The sequence below is a fragment of the Flavobacterium johnsoniae genome (assembly GCF_001879205.1).
In the GTDB taxonomy this organism is placed as follows: Bacteria; Bacteroidota; Bacteroidia; order Flavobacteriales; family Flavobacteriaceae; genus Flavobacterium; species Flavobacterium johnsoniae_A.
The window spans coordinates 50867-67292 of the sequence record NZ_MLFK01000013.1; the positions used below are offsets into that span (position 1 = coordinate 50867).

The 16426-nt window shown below is 32.6% G+C and carries 13 protein-coding genes; 9 read left to right on the top strand and 4 right to left on the bottom strand.

Annotated elements, in window-relative coordinates:
• Positions 1–38: 38 nt before the first annotated feature.
• Positions 39–1025: a 6-phosphofructokinase gene (pfkA, locus tag BKM63_RS22220; RefSeq protein ID WP_071638774.1), complete on the bottom strand. Its 987-nt coding sequence runs from the start codon at positions 1023–1025 to the stop codon at positions 39–41.
• 308 nt (positions 1026–1333) lie between these two features.
• On the bottom strand, positions 1334–5815 hold the full coding sequence (locus BKM63_RS22225; protein WP_242661216.1) for a translocation/assembly module TamB domain-containing protein: 4482 nt from the start codon (positions 5813–5815) through the stop codon (positions 1334–1336).
• Positions 5816–6018: 203 nt separating this feature from the next.
• Between BKM63_RS22225 and tsaD the strand changes: the two genes are divergently transcribed.
• The 8 genes from tsaD to BKM63_RS22265 all read left to right on the top strand — a co-directional run bounded on the left by tsaD (position 6019) and on the right by BKM63_RS22265 (position 13154).
• Positions 6019–7041, top strand: a complete 1023-nt coding sequence (tsaD, locus tag BKM63_RS22230) for a tRNA (adenosine(37)-N6)-threonylcarbamoyltransferase complex transferase subunit TsaD (protein WP_071638776.1) — start codon at positions 6019–6021, stop codon at positions 7039–7041.
• Positions 7042–7043: 2 nt separating this feature from the next.
• On the top strand, positions 7044–7757 hold the full coding sequence (locus BKM63_RS22235; protein WP_071638777.1) for a 16S rRNA (uracil(1498)-N(3))-methyltransferase: 714 nt from the start codon (positions 7044–7046) through the stop codon (positions 7755–7757).
• Positions 7758–7775: 18 nt separating this feature from the next.
• Positions 7776–8414, top strand: coding sequence for a DUF4159 domain-containing protein (locus tag BKM63_RS22240; protein WP_071638778.1), 639 nt, complete (start codon positions 7776–7778; stop codon positions 8412–8414).
• A gap of 11 nt (positions 8415–8425) precedes the next feature.
• The gene (locus BKM63_RS22245) at positions 8426–8923 is read left to right on the top strand and encodes a TrmH family RNA methyltransferase (protein ID WP_071638779.1); all 498 of its coding nucleotides are present in this window, start codon (positions 8426–8428) and stop codon (positions 8921–8923) included.
• Positions 8924–9232: 309 nt separating this feature from the next.
• A complete protein-coding gene (locus tag BKM63_RS22250; protein ID WP_071638780.1) occupies positions 9233–10186 on the top strand; it encodes a zinc metalloprotease in 954 nt (317 codons plus the stop codon).
• Positions 10187–10309: 123 nt separating this feature from the next.
• Entirely contained in the window at positions 10310–11401 is a 1092-nt protein-coding gene (locus BKM63_RS22255) for an AI-2E family transporter (protein ID WP_071638781.1), read from the top strand.
• Positions 11402–11403: 2 nt separating this feature from the next.
• Positions 11404–12585 carry a THUMP-like domain-containing protein gene (locus tag BKM63_RS22260; RefSeq protein ID WP_071638782.1) on the top strand — a complete coding sequence of 394 codons (1182 nt, stop codon included), beginning with the start codon at positions 11404–11406 and terminating at the stop codon, positions 12583–12585.
• 2 nt (positions 12586–12587) lie between these two features.
• On the top strand, positions 12588–13154 hold the full coding sequence (locus BKM63_RS22265) for a hypothetical protein (protein ID WP_071638783.1): 567 nt from the start codon (positions 12588–12590) through the stop codon (positions 13152–13154).
• On the opposite strand, the gene BKM63_RS22270 is transcribed toward BKM63_RS22265, so the two are convergent.
• Together BKM63_RS22270 and BKM63_RS22275 are read right to left on the bottom strand one after the other, a co-directional pair.
• Positions 13155–13820, bottom strand: a complete 666-nt coding sequence (locus tag BKM63_RS22270) for a M15 family metallopeptidase (protein WP_071638784.1) — start codon at positions 13818–13820, stop codon at positions 13155–13157.
• A 103-nt stretch (positions 13821–13923) separates the two neighbouring features.
• Positions 13924–15027, bottom strand: a complete 1104-nt coding sequence (locus tag BKM63_RS22275; protein WP_071638785.1) for a fatty acid desaturase family protein — start codon at positions 15025–15027, stop codon at positions 13924–13926.
• Positions 15028–15645: 618 nt separating this feature from the next.
• Here BKM63_RS22275 and BKM63_RS22280 point away from each other — a divergent pair.
• Positions 15646–16425, top strand: coding sequence for a ThuA domain-containing protein (locus BKM63_RS22280; protein ID WP_071638987.1), 780 nt, complete (start codon positions 15646–15648; stop codon positions 16423–16425).
• Position 16426 lies beyond the last annotated feature (1 nt).

Consider the following 16426-nt stretch of genomic DNA (forward strand, 5'->3'; position numbering starts at 1 on the left):
ATAAACTTCTCCCTTTTTAAACTTTTTATCTTATATAATTATGTAGACATGATGTCTGACACTCTCAATAATTCTCTATCAATTTCAGATTTTCCTTTAATTGCCTGCTCAAGCGGCGTTAAAGCTACTTTATCTTCTTTTAGTCCAACCATATAATTTGATTTTCCTTCGATTAAAGACTCTACTGCTTTTACACCAAGACGGCTTGCTAAAACACGGTCAAAACAAGATGGAGATCCACCACGCTGCATGTGTCCTAAAACAGATACTCTTACGTCGTATTCAGGTAAATTAGCTTCAACGTAATCTTTTAATTCGAATACGTTTTTACCAATTTTATCACCTTCGGCAATAACCACTATACTTGATGATTTTCCTGAAGCTTTACTTTTTTGAAGAGAATCTAATAATCTGTCTAAACCTAAATCTTCTTCAGGAATAAGAATTTCTTCTGCACCGGCTCCAATTCCGGCATTAAGTGCAATATGTCCTGCATCTCTACCCATAACCTCTACAAAAAACAGACGATTATGAGAACTTGCAGTATCTCTAATTTTATCAATACAGTCAACAACAGTATTCAAAGCAGTATCATAACCTAAAGTGTGGCTTGTACCAAAAATATCATTATCAATAGTACCCGGAATTCCCATTACCGGGAAATCATATTCAGAATTAAAAATTAAACCTCCGGTAAAACTTCCATCTCCGCCAATTACTACCAAAGCATCTACTCCGGCTTTTAAAAGGTTTTCGTGTGCTTTTTTTCTACCTTCGGGGGTTCTAAACTCAACAGAACGAGCCGATTTTAAGATCGTTCCTCCTTTGTTTACAATATTATTAACGCTTCGAGGGCCCATTTCTTTAAAATCTCCTTCGATCATTCCTTGATACCCTCTATAAATTCCTATGCATTCTATATTATGATAAGCACATGTTCGAACAACTGATCGTATTGCAGCATTCATTCCTGGTGAGTCTCCTCCTGAGGTTAGAACACCTACTTTTTTTATTGTTTTTGACATTATTTAAGTATTAAAGTTGTAAATTTAGCAAACATTCACCACTTTTCCGGTTATGTTTATTATAAATTAATAAAATCTGTTAAATTCAAAAGTTTTCGTTAATAAGTTTTTTGATACCAAAAATTTCATTTAAAATAATAAATACCCCATTTTTTAATTAATTCTTTAAAATTAACAATAGCTAAATGAAGTGTTATAAAAATCTTAAACATAGCACTTTAACAAAAACACATCAAAAGCCTTAAATTTAAGCATAAAAAAACCATTCGTTGCTGCGAATGGTTTTTTTATACTCTTTTTAACAATTATCAAACATCGTTATCCGGAATCAGTCCTTCATTATTGTTTTGAGGCTTCGGTTTTTTCTCTTCTTCCTTTTCAGTTTTCTTTTTATCTTTCTCGCTGTCTTTTTTAGATTTAAAATTAAGATAATCCGGGTTTAAATTAGAATCCTGATAATCATCAGAACTCTTTATTGCCTTTTCGAGCTTATGACTTTTAAATAATTTATTGACCAGCTCACTGAAAGTATCAAAATCTACTTCATAAGAAATACCTACCCCTTGCGTATAACCAATTCCTTGTCCTATATAATTAATGTCATTTTCTTTATTAAACAAACGAAGGTTCATCGATCCATCTTCATTTACACGATACAGTATTTCGATATCTCCTACAATTGCAGATTCGTTTACTCCACCTACCGGTACCCCTACTTTTCCGTTTATCGAAATCCTCTCGTTAATCTGTGATGATATATTAGCTACAAATTGTCCGTCAGCTTCCTGCCCTATTCTTCGGTCTGCCGAAATAAAATTCAGGTCTATATTAATAAGATCATTGTCTGATTTAATAATGCCTCCAAGCAAACTTGCCGCCGTTTCTGCAAATGTTCCTGATAAATCACTTTGATTAAAACCGTCAGGACTCATAAAAGATCCTGTTGATAATAAATACAAAGCCTGTGTCTGCCTCACATCTTTATCGTCTAACTTATATTGTATTTCTGATTTTAAAACATTACTAACTGATGGGAACTGAATATCGAAATTAGGCTCCGGACTGGTTAAATCTCCTCTCAGACCAATTACTACTTCTACAGGCACCTTTTTATTAAAAGAAGAGTTTTCTAATAATACGGCAGGATTAGCAGAAGTTCTGTACACTGCTTCTAAATTTAACTGCGCTTTCATTGGGTTTCCTTCCCAAATAATAGACCCCCCTTTTTTAACCGCGAATTTTTTATCAATTAAACCTCCATATTTAAAATTATAGGTTCCTTCGTATGCCTGGAAATCTCCCCACATATTAAATTTACCAAGCGTATTAATTTTAAACAAGAGCGATCCGTATCCTTTTCCTTTCATACCATGACCGGAATTTCGATCAAGGATTACTTCTACTTCGGCATCTGGCGTAATATCAAAGTCAAATTCTAACTCAAGTCCATTATAATTTCTGGTTCTTTCTACAATACCATTAGCAAGATTATATTTTTCTTTCGGCGTTACAAAATGAATCCAGCTGCTTTCGCCCACACTTTGTACATTATTGATTGGGATTTTAACTTCGGTGCCTTTTTCAGATTTGGCATCAACTTTTATAAATAAATTTTCTGTCGGGCCTTTTATGCTGGCTGTTCCGTTTATAAATGCGGTTCCAAAATAAGCCGCATCATCGCTGTCTTTTGTATCGAGCGCCAATAATCGTTTAGAAGTAATAGTTAAATCCAATTTCCAGTCACCAAAATTATGATGCTCGATTGTTCCGTTGAGCAATCCTTTGGTTCCAAATTTTGTATCGGTTAACTGATTATTTCTAAACAGGAATTTTTCATCAGTTAAATCAATTACCGTTCTGTCGCTCAATTCGTAATCTGTATTTAGATATGGAACTGTCATTCCGGCTTTCTCAACATACAATCGGCCGTTAATTTCCGGTTTTTTCAAATTACCAACTACAGCAGCATTTCCTGAAACAGATCCTCTTACATTTGATAAAACATCACCTCCAACAGTCCCTAAGGTTGCGAGATTAAATCCTTCCAGTTTTAAATTTAAATCAAGGAATGTCTCTTTATTTTCGATTGCAAAAGTACCATTCGCCCTAAAAGACTCAGCAAAACCATTTACAATAGAAGAATTTATAGTAAACTTTTTAAAACTTTCATCTCCGGAAATATCAAAATTCAAAGTTCCCAGATCGACTTTATTTAAGTTTAAATGATCTATAACAATAGTTGCCGTGGGCTGGTATACATCCTTATTCTGCTTATAATTTATGTTTCCGTTTAAATTTCCATTAAAAACAAACTTCGAAGTCAACGGGGTAATTTTATTTATATCAACATCTTCAAAATTGAGGACAATATCCTTATAATCTTTTCCTTTAATAACTCCGTTTAAATCAATTTTCTGGTTTTCGTGTGATAAAACAATATTATCAATCGTAAAGTTTTTAAAGAACTGATCGAATACAATCTGATTGTCTTTTGAAGAATCTTCATTCAAATACCACAAATAATCCTTAAACTTCATTTCAGATTTCTTAATCCCAACGATGTTATTTTTGTTTTTATCAATAGTATGAAATAAATCCAGATTGAAATAATCCTGCCCTTTGTCGCCTCCTTTAAACTCAGAACGTACAAACAAAGTGTCTTTTGAAGTTACATTGATTAAGTTGAAATCACGGATTTTATAATAAGGTGTTTTGATACTGTCTAACTCCACAAAAGCATTATAAAGCGGGTTTTTGTTATCAACACTAATTCTAATATTATCAAAAGTATTTTTAGCAGCAGTAATCTGTTTTGATCTAAAACCAAATTTAAATTCCTGCAAATCAGAGTCTATTTTTCCTCGTACAACTGTACTGGAATCAATTTTCATTTCCGGATAAAGCATTTCGACTACCTTATTATATACATGAAAATTGAATCGCAAAAACTGTCCTTTTTTAACCTTATAAGGTTTATAATTGGTATACAAACTTCCAACAGAATTCATTACCAATTTGTCCAATTGTGCAAACTGGAATTTACCAACAATTTTCCCTTCAACAATATCCGATGAATTAATCGTTATGGTTCTAAGTCTATCGGCATCAAAATTGGAACTGATAGTTACATCATCAAACACGTAGGTTTCTTGCGGATTTTGATAAGCAGCATCTTTTATAAAAATAGTTCCCTGAAGATTTTCAATAGAATTTCCGGTTACCTGAACAACGGCATCACCTTTAAAATGAGAAATAGAATCGCTAATAAACTTAAGTTTTCGCAAATCTGAATTCTCAACATTGATATGAAAATCATAACGGCTTTCTCTTTTACTCAAATCGACCAAACCATCAAAAGTCAAATTTAAATTTGGATCGTTTACAGAAATCTGTCCTTTATAATAAGGAAGTTTGAAATTACCATTTACCACAATATTACTATAACTGTACTTATTGTAATCTAATTTAGCGATATCCCCCTTTATAATCGTATTTAAATATTTTTCGGTAAAGCCAACACCGTCTACATCTAAATTTAAAGTAGTTTTACCCAGATCTTTTCGCGCTAATAAAGCTCCAATATTAAAATTATCCAGCACAATGTTTCCTGCATAGGAAGCTTTATCGATAAAATCCATATTATTCATATGAAGATCGACTTTACCGTTTCCTAAATCGGTTGCCATTTTAAAATTGGCCTCTAACTCTGTGGTCGAGACTTTTGCTTTACCTATAATATTAAACTTCCCAATTCTTTTAAGTTCTTTCGGAAGTTTTTTACCTAAAATTCCCGGAAGTATAAAAACCAAATTGTCATAACTGGAAAGCAGTTTATCAAACTTCCCGTCCATGGCAAACTTTTGTTCTTTAGTTCCTACAAGATTTTTAAAATTGATTGTACCAAAAATTTTAGAACCATTTGCATCACTAAGTCTCAGATGATTTAAATTCAAATTGTTCAGCGTTCCTTTTATTTTCGTTTTTACTTTAAAATGCTGGTTTTTACCCAATCCGTCATAAAAATAACGAATATCATTTGAGGCAATATTAGAAGAATCCAATGCCACATTAAACTGAACTTTATCTGTAAAGGCCAAAAAATCTTCGACTTTATAATTTAAAATCGCTTTTCCGTAAATCCAGGATCTCTTAGTCTTAATCGCCAGATTTTCGACTTTAATTTGTTTTTTAGTATAGCTGAATTTACCGGCAAAATTAGAAACATACAAACCACGATGATCTAAAAAAGAAAACCTGTGGATTATCGTATTAATATCTGGACCGTATAATTTAAAATCACTGATGTAAGCATTCAGTTTTTTAAAATCCAAAAAATTAGGCGTTTTTTTATTTTCATCCACAACAGAGAAGTTCCCGTTTGAGATGTAAGCATTTCTAGCAGTTAAAAGAAAATGTTTATTAGATTTTGGCGTTTTCTTTCCGGTTTCAAACAATTTAATAAACTTATTTATATTGTTTTCATCTTCATTTTTATAGGTTTTTAGATTAAAAATCAAACCTGTTAAACGAATATCTCCAAAAATTAAATCCCCATCTACTAATCTTTTTATACTTAAAATGTCAGTATTTATAAGATCAGAGTAGATTAAAGTTTTTTTATGATGGTCTAAAATCAAGACCTTTTTAAGTTTTACGCCGCCAAAAATATTAATGGCAGCTTTGTCAATACTTATATTGGTTTTAAAATCCTTATTAAGGGTTTCTGTAATATACTTTGCGATTTTTGTTTGTACGACAGGAAGAGACAATGTGATAGCAAGTACCAGCAAAAGTAAAATTAAGCCAATCAGGGTTCTGGATACTATTTTCTTTACTCTTTTGATAACTGCTATTATTATTGTTTTGTATAATTTTAATTTGACCAGACAAAGGACGACTGTTTTGATAAAAATTCTTTAATTTTGGCATCTGCTTCAATCAAAGAAATTCAAAATTTGATTTGTCAAATATAATCCAAAATTCGTGCCTTTATATGCAAAATTCAGAGGTTTTTATTCTTGCCATCGAAAGTTCATGCGATGATACTGCCGCCGCGGTTTTACATAACGATAAAGTACTCTCAAATGTTGTGGCCAATCAGTTAATTCACAATCAATATGGCGGTGTGGTTCCTGAGTTAGCCTCGAGAGCACACCAGCAAAACATTGTTCCTGTAATCGATGCTGCACTTCGCAAAGCAAATGTACAAAAAGAACAATTAACTGCCATCGCCTTTACACAAGGTCCTGGTTTGATGGGGTCTTTATTAGTTGGGAGTTCTTTCAGTAAATCGTTATCATTGGCATTAAACATTCCGTTAATTGCTGTAAACCACATGCATGCGCATATTTTAGCTCATTTTATTGAGGAAGAAGGTTATGATAAACCCGAATTTCCTTTTTTAGCCTTAACAATTAGCGGCGGACACACACAAATTGTAAAAGTAAACGGCTTTTTTGACATGGAAATTATTGGCGAAACCACTGATGACGCCGTTGGAGAAGCTTTTGACAAGAGTGCAAAAATCCTTGGACTTCCGTACCCTGGAGGCCCTTTAATCGATAAATATGCTAAAGAAGGAAATCCTAAAGCTTTTACCTTTACAAAACCAAAAGTTCCGGGATTAGATTTTAGTTTCTCCGGATTAAAAACGGCAATTCTCTATTTTATTCAAAAGAATAAACAAGAAAACCCAAATTTTATCGAAGAAAACCTAAACGATATTTGTGCCTCTATTCAGTATACCATTATTGAAATTTTGATGGATAAATTAAAACTGGCCGTAAAAGAAACCGGAATTAAACAAATTGCTATTGGCGGAGGCGTTTCGGCAAATTCAGGAATCAGAACCCGATTAAAAGAAAGCGAAGGCAAATATGGCTGGAAAACTTTTATTCCAAAATTCGAATATACAACAGATAATGCTGCGATGATTGGAATTGTGGGCTATCAAAAATATTTATCAAAACGTTTCGAAACTTCGGCAGTTGTTTCAAAAGCACGAATTCAATTTTAATTATGCAATTATTTTACAATCCGGACATAGACGAAACGACCGAAAGTTTTTCTTTTGATAAAGAAGAAAGCAAACATATTATAAAAGTTTTACGCAAGAAAGATTCAGATATTCTGCATGTAACAAATGGACTGGGTTTACTGTTTGAAACCCAGATTACATTGGCTTCTGATAATAAATGCATCGTAAGCGTTCTATCTATAAAAAAATCACCTGAACCAAAATTTCGTCTGCATTTAGCCGTTGCGCCCACAAAAATGAACGATCGTTTTGAATGGTTTTTAGAAAAAGCAACAGAAATTGGAATTCAGGAAATTACGCCTATTATCTGCGATCGTTCTGAAAGAAAAGTGATTAATTTAGAACGTTTTGAAAAAATTATACTTTCGGCAATGAAACAATCTAATGAAACTTATTTTCCAAAACTGAATGATGCTGTTTCGTTTAAAGAATTCATCAAACAAAAAAAAGAAGGCTTGCTTTTTATAGCACATTGCGAAGAAACCGATAAAAAATCTCTGAAAAAAACTTTAAAACCAAACCAGGACGTAACTTTATTAATTGGTCCTGAAGGTGACTTCTCAGAAAAAGAAATAACATTGGCCATCGAAAATAATTATCAGCCGGTTACGTTAGGAAATACACGTTTGCGTACAGAAACTGCTGCGGTTGTAGCTTGTCACAGTGTTGTTTTTTTTAATGAAACATCAAACTAATTGGTTTTACACACAGTTATGAAAAAACTTCTTCTTTTATTTTTATTGATTTCTGTTTCTTCATTTTCACAAGAAATTGCTTTGCTAAAATATAGCGGCGGAGGCGATTGGTACGCAAATCCAACATCGCTGCCTAATTTAATTCGTTTTTGTAATTCGACTATCAATACCCGCATAAAAGCCAAACCCTCTACAGTTGAACCAGGCAATCCCGATTTACTTTCTTATCCGTTTGTACACATGACCGGACACGGAAATGTAGTTTTTAGTGATGCTGATGTTGCAAATCTTAGGAATTATTTAAACGGAGGCGGTTTTCTTCACATCGATGATAATTACGGAATGGATCAATACATCCGAAAAGAAATTAAAAAAATATTCCCAAACAATAATTTAGTTGAAATTCCGGCGAATCATGCCATTTTTCAAAAACCGTTTCCCTTCCCAAACGGATTGCCAAAAATTCACGAACATGACGGCACGCGCCCGCAGGCGTTTGGAATTTTTGTGGAAAACAAATTAGTTTTGCTATATACATACGAATGCGATTTGGGCGATGGCTGGGAAGATGCCGAAGTGCATAATGATCCAGCAAATGTTCGAGACAAAGCATTAAAAATGGGTGCCAATATCATCAATTACATCTTCACCAATTAAAATTGTAAAAAGTGCAGCTTACTCACGAAGAAAATCAATTTGAGAGAAAAACATTTCCGATAACTTTAGTCTGCGATCATATTTATTTTCAGCAGAATATCGGTTCTCTTTTTAGAATTTCTGAGGCTTTTGGCGTTGAAAATATTATTTTTTTAGGAAAAGATATTCCGCTTACACCAAGAAAAATAAACAAAACTTCCCGCAGTACACATCTTCATGTACCGCATCAAATCATGGAAGAAACGACTGAATTAATGGCATATCTTCAAAACAACAACTTCGAAATCATTGCATTAGAAATCGCAACTAACAGCAAATCTCTAAAAGAAGTTGTAATCCCTCAAAATAAAAAAATCGCACTTTTGATTGGAAGTGAAATTAACGGAATCTCAGATGAACTTCTAAAAATTTCCAATCAAATTGTCCACATCAACATGTTTGGAAAAAACTCAAGCATGAATGTTGTTCAAGCGGCCAGTATTGCTTTGTATGAGATTACGACTTTGTAATTTTTTGTGTTAAATAGTATATAGTAATTGCTCAAATTTGAAGCGATTTCTAAATCGTCTTTAACGAGAAATATCTAAAACCTCGATTAAAAGCAAATAATAACGTTAAAACACATTTCAAAAATCAATAAGTAAGAAAAAACATCTTAAAAATAATTTTAACTTTTTTGTAGGAACTAGATTATATAAGGGGTTGTAAAATTCTCACAAATAAATTGATATAAAAATTTGGCTACAAATTGATTTTGTTATAAAATTGCGACCTGGTTAACCAAAACTAATTTTTTATAACAAAAACCCCAAGATTTTATGAAAAAAGTTATTATTACCGCAATTACAGCCTTAGTGCTGTTTTCATGTCAAAATGAGTCATCTGAATCTGCAAATGCAGATGCTGCAATTGCAAGCCGTCGTGCTTGTGCAACACAGGATGTTTTAGAAGCCCAATTAAAAGCTGATCCAACATTGGCTGTTAGAATGAACGAAATTGAGGCTATTACAAATGAAAAAATCCTGAGCGGCCGTTTAGTAAACGGCAAAATCGAGATTCCAGTTGTAGTAAACGTTCTGTACAGAACAACAGCAGAAAATATCTCGGCTGCACAGATTCAATCTCAAATTGATGTATTAAACAAAGATTTTAATGCCTTAAACACAGACTACAATAGTGTTCCTGCATTATTTTCTGGTGTAAAAGCGAATATTGGAATTACATTCGTTTTGGACCAAATTATTAGAAAATCAACAACAAAAACCTCATGGGGTACAAACGACGCCATGAAAAAAACAGCTCAGGGAGGTATTGCACCAACTTCGCCAACAACAAAACTTAATATGTGGTCTTGCACCATTGGAGGCGGAATTTTAGGATATGCACAATTTCCTGGAGGAGCATCATCTACAGATGGTGTTGTAATTGACCCAAAATACTTCGGTTTATCTGGAGCTGCAAATGCACCATTTAACTTAGGAAGAACTGCAACTCACGAAGTGGGCCACTGGATGAACTTACGCCACATTTGGGGAGATGCAACTTGCGGAAGCGATTTAGTTGCTGATACTCCAACTCACAACACAGCAAACTATGGTGTTCCTGCTTATCCTCACTACAGTACTTGTTCTGGTACTCCTGTAGAGATGACAATGAACTACATGGATTATGTTGATGATAATGCAATGTACATGTTCTCAACAGGTCAGAAAAACAGAATTTCGGCAATTTTTGCAAGTGGTGGAGCAAGAAATTCTTTTGCACAACCTTAATAAAAAAATTCCAATTAAAGGCGAGATGAAATCATCTCGCCTTTTTTTTCCTAATTATTTAGAACGACCCAAACATTAGAATTATAAATGCTTTTTCCTATATTTATATTCTAAAATCTAAATATGGTAACGTCAAAAACTATTTCTAACGGAATCTTACGAGCATTAGCAACAATCTTAGTAATTGGTATCGTTTTATACTTTTTATACGAAATACAAACTGTAATTGTTTACTTATGTATTTCCCTAATATTGTGCTTAATAGCAAATCCGCTGGTTATATTTTTAAAACAAAAATTAAAATTCAGCAATTCGTTTGCAGCAACAACCACCATTATAGTTTTTATTTTATTGCTTACCGGTTTTATATTTCTTTTTGTTCCTTTAATCATTTCTCAGGCGAATAATTTATCACTTTTAGATACTAACCAGCTGCAGACGCAGTTTATGGAGACAGAACGAAGCATAGAAGCTTATTTTAATGTACAGCATGTTGACTTAAATAAAATGCTGAAAGATTCAAAAATAACTTCAATGCTTAATTTTAGTTATTTTACCGGATTTATAAATTCGATTTTGAACTTTATGGCCAGTATGGGAATGGGATTGGTTTCTGTATTTTTCATTACATTTTTCTTTATAAAAGACCAGGAAAGTTTTAAAGCAACAGCCAGAAAAATACTTCCAGATTCAAACGAAGACAAAATCATTAATTCTATTACAAAAATAAACCATCTGTTAACCCGATATTTTATTGGGCTTTTACTTCAATTAACGGTTGTATTTATTCTTTATCTTATCGTTTTGGTTATTTTTGGAAATAAAAATGCCTTTGTAATTGCGTTTTTATGTGCTGTATTAAACATCATTCCATACATAGGACCTATTATTGGAACTATTCTTGCTGCTATTCTAACAATGATTAGTTTAATTGGTCAAGATTTTAGATCTGAAATTCTTCCAACAACCATTTATGTTGTTATCGGATTTTTATTGGTTCAGGCAATTGATAATAATATCAGTCAGCCAATAATTTCATCAAAAAGCGTAAATTCGCATCCGCTGGAAATATTTCTTATCACTTTAATAAGCGGTATTACTTTTGGGATTGTCGGGATGATTATCGCCGTTCCGCTTTTTACCATGATAAAAGTAATCTTAAAAGAATTTTTCCCAGACAATAAAATTATATCTGTTTTAACTGAAAGAATTTAGCATTGAACACTTCTATTTTAAGTAAAAATATTCAAGATTTTATTACGCTGAATAGCAGTGAATCGATTACAAAATTAGCACTTCAAAAAAATCCTTTTCCTGAAGTGGAATGGATTTTAATTTTAAATCAAATTGAAGCCAAAGCTAAGGCAAAGGATAAATTACCCACTTGGTTTTCGACCCAAAACATCATATATCCAAGTAAAATTTCTGTTGAGCAGACTTCTTCTGAAAAAACAGCTGCTTATAAAGCGTCTTTAATAGATGGCAAAAGCTTAATTGACCTTACCGGAGGTTTTGGCGTTGATGATTATTATTTTGCTAAAAAATTTAAATCTGTCACACATTGTGAAATAAATGAAGAATTATCAACCATTGTAAAACATAATTTTCAGCAGTTACAAATCGAGAATTGTACTTTTTATGCAGGTGATTCTGCTGCTGCTTTAAATGATGCAGATCAAAAATGGGACTGGATTTATATAGATCCTTCCAGACGAAACGATGCCAAAGGCAAAGTTTTTATGCTGAAGGACTGCCTTCCGAATGTTCCGCAATCTCTGGATTTATACTTTGAAAAAACCGACGCAATTTTAATTAAAACGGCCCCGCTGCTGGATATTTCAGCAGGTTTGTCTGAATTGAAATTTGTAAAAAACATTCACATTATAGCGCTTGAAAATGAAGTTAAAGAATTACTTTTTGAAATTCATAAAAACTTTGTAGGCGATATAACTTTAAAAACAGCTAATATTCTAAAAGATAAAACAGAAACATTTGAATTCGCTTTAGACGGCGAAACTCAATTTTTATCATATCAACTTCCACAAAAATATCTTTACGAACCCAACTCAGCCATCATGAAATCGGGCGGATTTGATGAAGTAAGCTCTTTTTTTAAAATAAATAAGCTCCACAAACATTCTCATTTGTACACCTCAGAAGATTTAATTGATTTTCCCGGCAGAAGTTTTGAAATCGAAAAAACAATTTCATACAATAAAAATGAAATGAAAACGGTGCTTTTAAATCAACAAGCAAATGTTACCACACGTAACTTTCCTGAAACAGTAGAAAACATTCGAAAAAAATGGAAAATAAAAAATGGAGGAAATAAATATTGTTTTTTTACAACTGATAAAAATGATAATAAAATAGTCTTAATTTGCAGAAAAATAAACTAAAAATGAAACAATTAATTACACTAACTCTTTTTTTATTAACCTTTACCGCATTTGCCCAAAAACCTTGTGAATACAGCGCCAATGTGACAGACTCTATTGGAACTTATAAAGTAACCAATGAGTATTTAATCAACGAGAAAAATTTTGGAGGGACCTTTAGTTATATTTTCTTTTCGCTTGCACAAACAGATGGTCTGCCAACTTTAAACCTGCAGCTAATTCAAAAAAGTAAAGATTTTATAAAGGCAAACTGCTTCGACAAAAATTCAAAAATCTTCCTTCAACTCGAAAACGGTAAAATTGTTACTTTAATTCATATTGATAGTGAAAGATGTGGCACTTTAATTAGAGATGATAAAGGATTTGATAACCGTGTAAATACAGGGATTTTTATGTTTATGAAAGACAATTATGAAGAACTGAAAAAATCTCCTGTATCAATTATGCGAATTAAATACCTGACCAATATTGAAGATTATATCGTTAAAAACGAATTGGTATCTGAAATGAATGGAAAAACTTTTCAGCCCAGCACTTATTTAATGCAGAATATTAGATGTGTTGAATAATTAATTACAATTCCATTTCTGATTAGAAACATTATCTTTTAAGCCTGCTTTTAAGTTATAATGCCACCATTCAGAATCAAATGAATTGAAACCATTTTGTGTCATGATCTTTTTTAAGAATTTTCGGTTTGCCAAAATTTCTTTAGAAAATTTAATGTAATTATGACCGGCTTCCGGACCAAAAAAGTCAAAAGCGGTTCCCATTTCAACTTCTTTACCGTTAAGATCAACTAACGAAATATCTACGGCTCCTCCTCTATTGTGGATGGAGCCTTTTTTTGGATCGGCAACATATTTTGGATTGGATACAATCTCCCACATTTTCTTCTGGATAGACAAAGGTCTATAGCAATCATAAAGCTTGATTCTAAACCCTTTTTTAATAAAATCATTATTGGCAGCAATTAAGGCTTTAACAGTTTTGTATCGCAGGAAACATTCAGCACAATCATACACTTTAGCTTTTAAGAAATTATCTTCTGTAGCATACTTCATATCGTACACAAAATCTTTACTGTAATCTTTTAGGTTTACAAATATGGTTTCCTCAATTTTATTTTCTACAGGTTCGGAATAAGATTCGTTTTGAGCAAAAGCGGAAAAAATGCCCGTAAAGAATCCAAGAAATAAGAAGGGCTTAAAATATAGATTGTTATTTTTTTTCATCGGAAGAATTTATTGTAAAAAGTAAATATAGATAAAAACAGCCGAAGTAAAAAAACAGGAATTTTAAAGACAATACTCAAAATCACTTTTAAGAGGAAATACTTTAAATCTCACCCGTTACAAATATATTTTCTTTAACACCTTTATTTTTCAACATCCTGAAATGCGATCGTACCGCATGATAAAAGGGATATGAAGTATAAGGAAGGTCATATTCGGCTGCATAACGCATTATAATTGGCGTAATGTAAGGATAATAGGTATGACCAACGCCGGGAAAGAGATGATGCGCAACATGATGCGTAAAACCACCATATAAAAAATTAGCCAGCCTGCTGTTTGTGCTAAAATCTTTTGTTACAATCATTTGGTGCATCGCCCAGGTAGCGGAGAGATTTCCATTTTCGTCAGTTATCGGAAAATGAGCATCTTCATCAACATGTGTAGAAACGAGGGCTACAACACCCAAAACACTTCCCAATAAATGCATTGAAAACCATCCTGTTAAAACCAAATACCAAGGCTGTTTCAAAAACAGCATTGGAATAAAAAGTAAATAAAACAGATTGATAATTTTAGCCGCAAACAATATAAAAACCTGCTTAGGCGGAATTTTTTCCACGACTTTTTTTACGTAATTATTTCTTTTCCCAAAAAAATCTTTAAAATCACGAATGTAAATCCAATTCAAGCTGTAAAGCGGATAAATAAACCACATGTAAATATGCTGGTATTTATGATACGCAAACAATGGACTATTTGGAAAAATACGAATAATATCACTTTGTTTAATATCAATATCCCAATCCGGAACATTAGGGTAAGCATGATGAAGATTAATGTGGCGGCGCATCCAGAGCCAATGATTACTTCCAAAAAGTTCCAAAACATATAAAAACCATTCGTTATGTTTTGCTTTTTTAAATAAAGCTCCATGTGCTGCGTCATGAAATGCATTTATAAAAAGCACAATCATGGTAAAGCCACATAAAATATAAAACAGAAATAAGAAAGGGGTACTGTTTCCAAACAATAAAATACAGCCATAAAATAAAAAAAACAGAACCAAAAGACCTAAAGATTTTACAACATTTAAAAGGTACAATGATGAGTTTTGCAAAACAGTTTCGTTCACTTCTGTGCGTAACTTTTTAAAAAAATCATCAGTACCCGCTTTAAGATAAACCGGGCGTTTTAATTTTTCCATAATAGGTATTGCTAGAAATTCTTACACCAAATTTAATAAAAATTATTAAATCCCTTATAAACAAAATGTTACAACACAAAATCTAATCAAGCTATCATTATTACTAAATATACGCTGATCTGCACCATTACCTGACAATTATAAAAAAATCACATCAAATACACATCAGTAACTTTTCATCATCGAGATAAAAACCTAATTCCTGCTGACAAAATAGACCAAATGCAAATCATTTCTATATTTTTAAAGAGAAACAAAGACAGAATAAATTTTTACTTTTTCGTAATTTTCCAATTGGAAAAACTAAGCTATGCTATCTGACGTAGCTATCGAAGGTGAAAGAATTATATATCAAAAAATGATACTAAAAAAAATCTCTTAATTTGTATGCCCAACAACAGCTTTCCTGGATATTAGGATGTAATGTTTTATGTACCAATTTGGACAAAATAACGTGCCTTGCATGCATTCTAATTATGGACAAGGATCTGGTATACATTTCAAAATGGATATCGATGGAAATGATGAATGTCGATGGACAGAACAATGGATTCCACATTCAGCAAGGTTTTTACAGTCTATTATAGCAATGGTGGAAAAATAAAAACAATGGTATTAATGAAAAAATTACAAATATTAATCTGTTTACTAATAGCAGGCAGTTACTTTCAAGCAAATTGTATCGCACAGACATCAAAAAAGCCAAAGTTCAAAGCATTAGTTCTATATGAAAATGGCGGCCACCATGTACCCTTTACAACTGCAGCTAAACCTTGGCTGAATAAATTAGCTATTGACAGCAGTTTTACAATTGATTATATTGAAAACACAAAAACAATTAATGAAACCTTATTAAAACAATATCAGCTCTTCATTCAGCTCGATTATCCACCTTATAGCTGGAGCGAAGAATCTATGAAAGCATTTCAAAAATATATAAATGAAGGAAGAGGAGGATGGGTAGGACTACATCATGCAACTTTATTAGGTGAATTTGACGGTTACCCAATGTGGCAATGGTTTTCAGATTTTATGGGAAGAATAAGGTTTGTCGATTATATTCCAACCTTTGCAAAAGCTAAAGTAAAAGTTGAGGATACAACTCATCCTATAATGAAAGGAATTCCTTCCTCCTTTTTTGTAGAAAAAGAAGAATGGTATATATATGATAAAAGTCCTCGCTCAAACGTTCGTGTACTGGCTTCTGTAGATGAATCTAGTTATGAGCCTTTTTCAAAAATAAAAATGGGCGACCACCCTGTTATTTGGACAAATGAGCAAGTCAAGGCCCGAAACGTTTATATTTTTATGGGACATGCTCCTGAGTTGTTTGAAAACAAAACCTACACTACTCTTCTTAGAAATTCCATTTTTTGGGCAGTAAGCGTAAAGCGATAAG

Bases quoted from the DNA above. Each gene is read 5' to 3' on its own strand.
- pfkA (WP_071638774.1), bottom strand. From the start codon at position 1,025: ATGTCAAAAACAATAAAAAAAGTAGGTGTTCTAACCTCAGGAGGAGAC.
- tsaD (WP_071638776.1), top strand. From the start codon at position 6,019: ATGCAAAATTCAGAGGTTTTTATTCTTGCCATCGAAAGTTCATGCGAT.
- BKM63_RS22235 (WP_071638777.1), top strand. From the start codon at position 7,044: ATGCAATTATTTTACAATCCGGACATAGACGAAACGACCGAAAGTTTT.
- BKM63_RS22240 (WP_071638778.1), top strand. From the start codon at position 7,776: ATGAAAAAACTTCTTCTTTTATTTTTATTGATTTCTGTTTCTTCATTT.
- BKM63_RS22250 (WP_071638780.1), top strand. From the start codon at position 9,233: ATGAAAAAAGTTATTATTACCGCAATTACAGCCTTAGTGCTGTTTTCA.
- BKM63_RS22255 (WP_071638781.1), top strand. From the start codon at position 10,310: ATGGTAACGTCAAAAACTATTTCTAACGGAATCTTACGAGCATTAGCA.
- BKM63_RS22265 (WP_071638783.1), top strand. From the start codon at position 12,588: ATGAAACAATTAATTACACTAACTCTTTTTTTATTAACCTTTACCGCA.
- BKM63_RS22270 (WP_071638784.1), bottom strand. From the start codon at position 13,820: ATGAAAAAAAATAACAATCTATATTTTAAGCCCTTCTTATTTCTTGGA.
- BKM63_RS22275 (WP_071638785.1), bottom strand. From the start codon at position 15,027: ATGGAAAAATTAAAACGCCCGGTTTATCTTAAAGCGGGTACTGATGAT.
- BKM63_RS22280 (WP_071638987.1), top strand. From the start codon at position 15,646: ATGAAAAAATTACAAATATTAATCTGTTTACTAATAGCAGGCAGTTAC.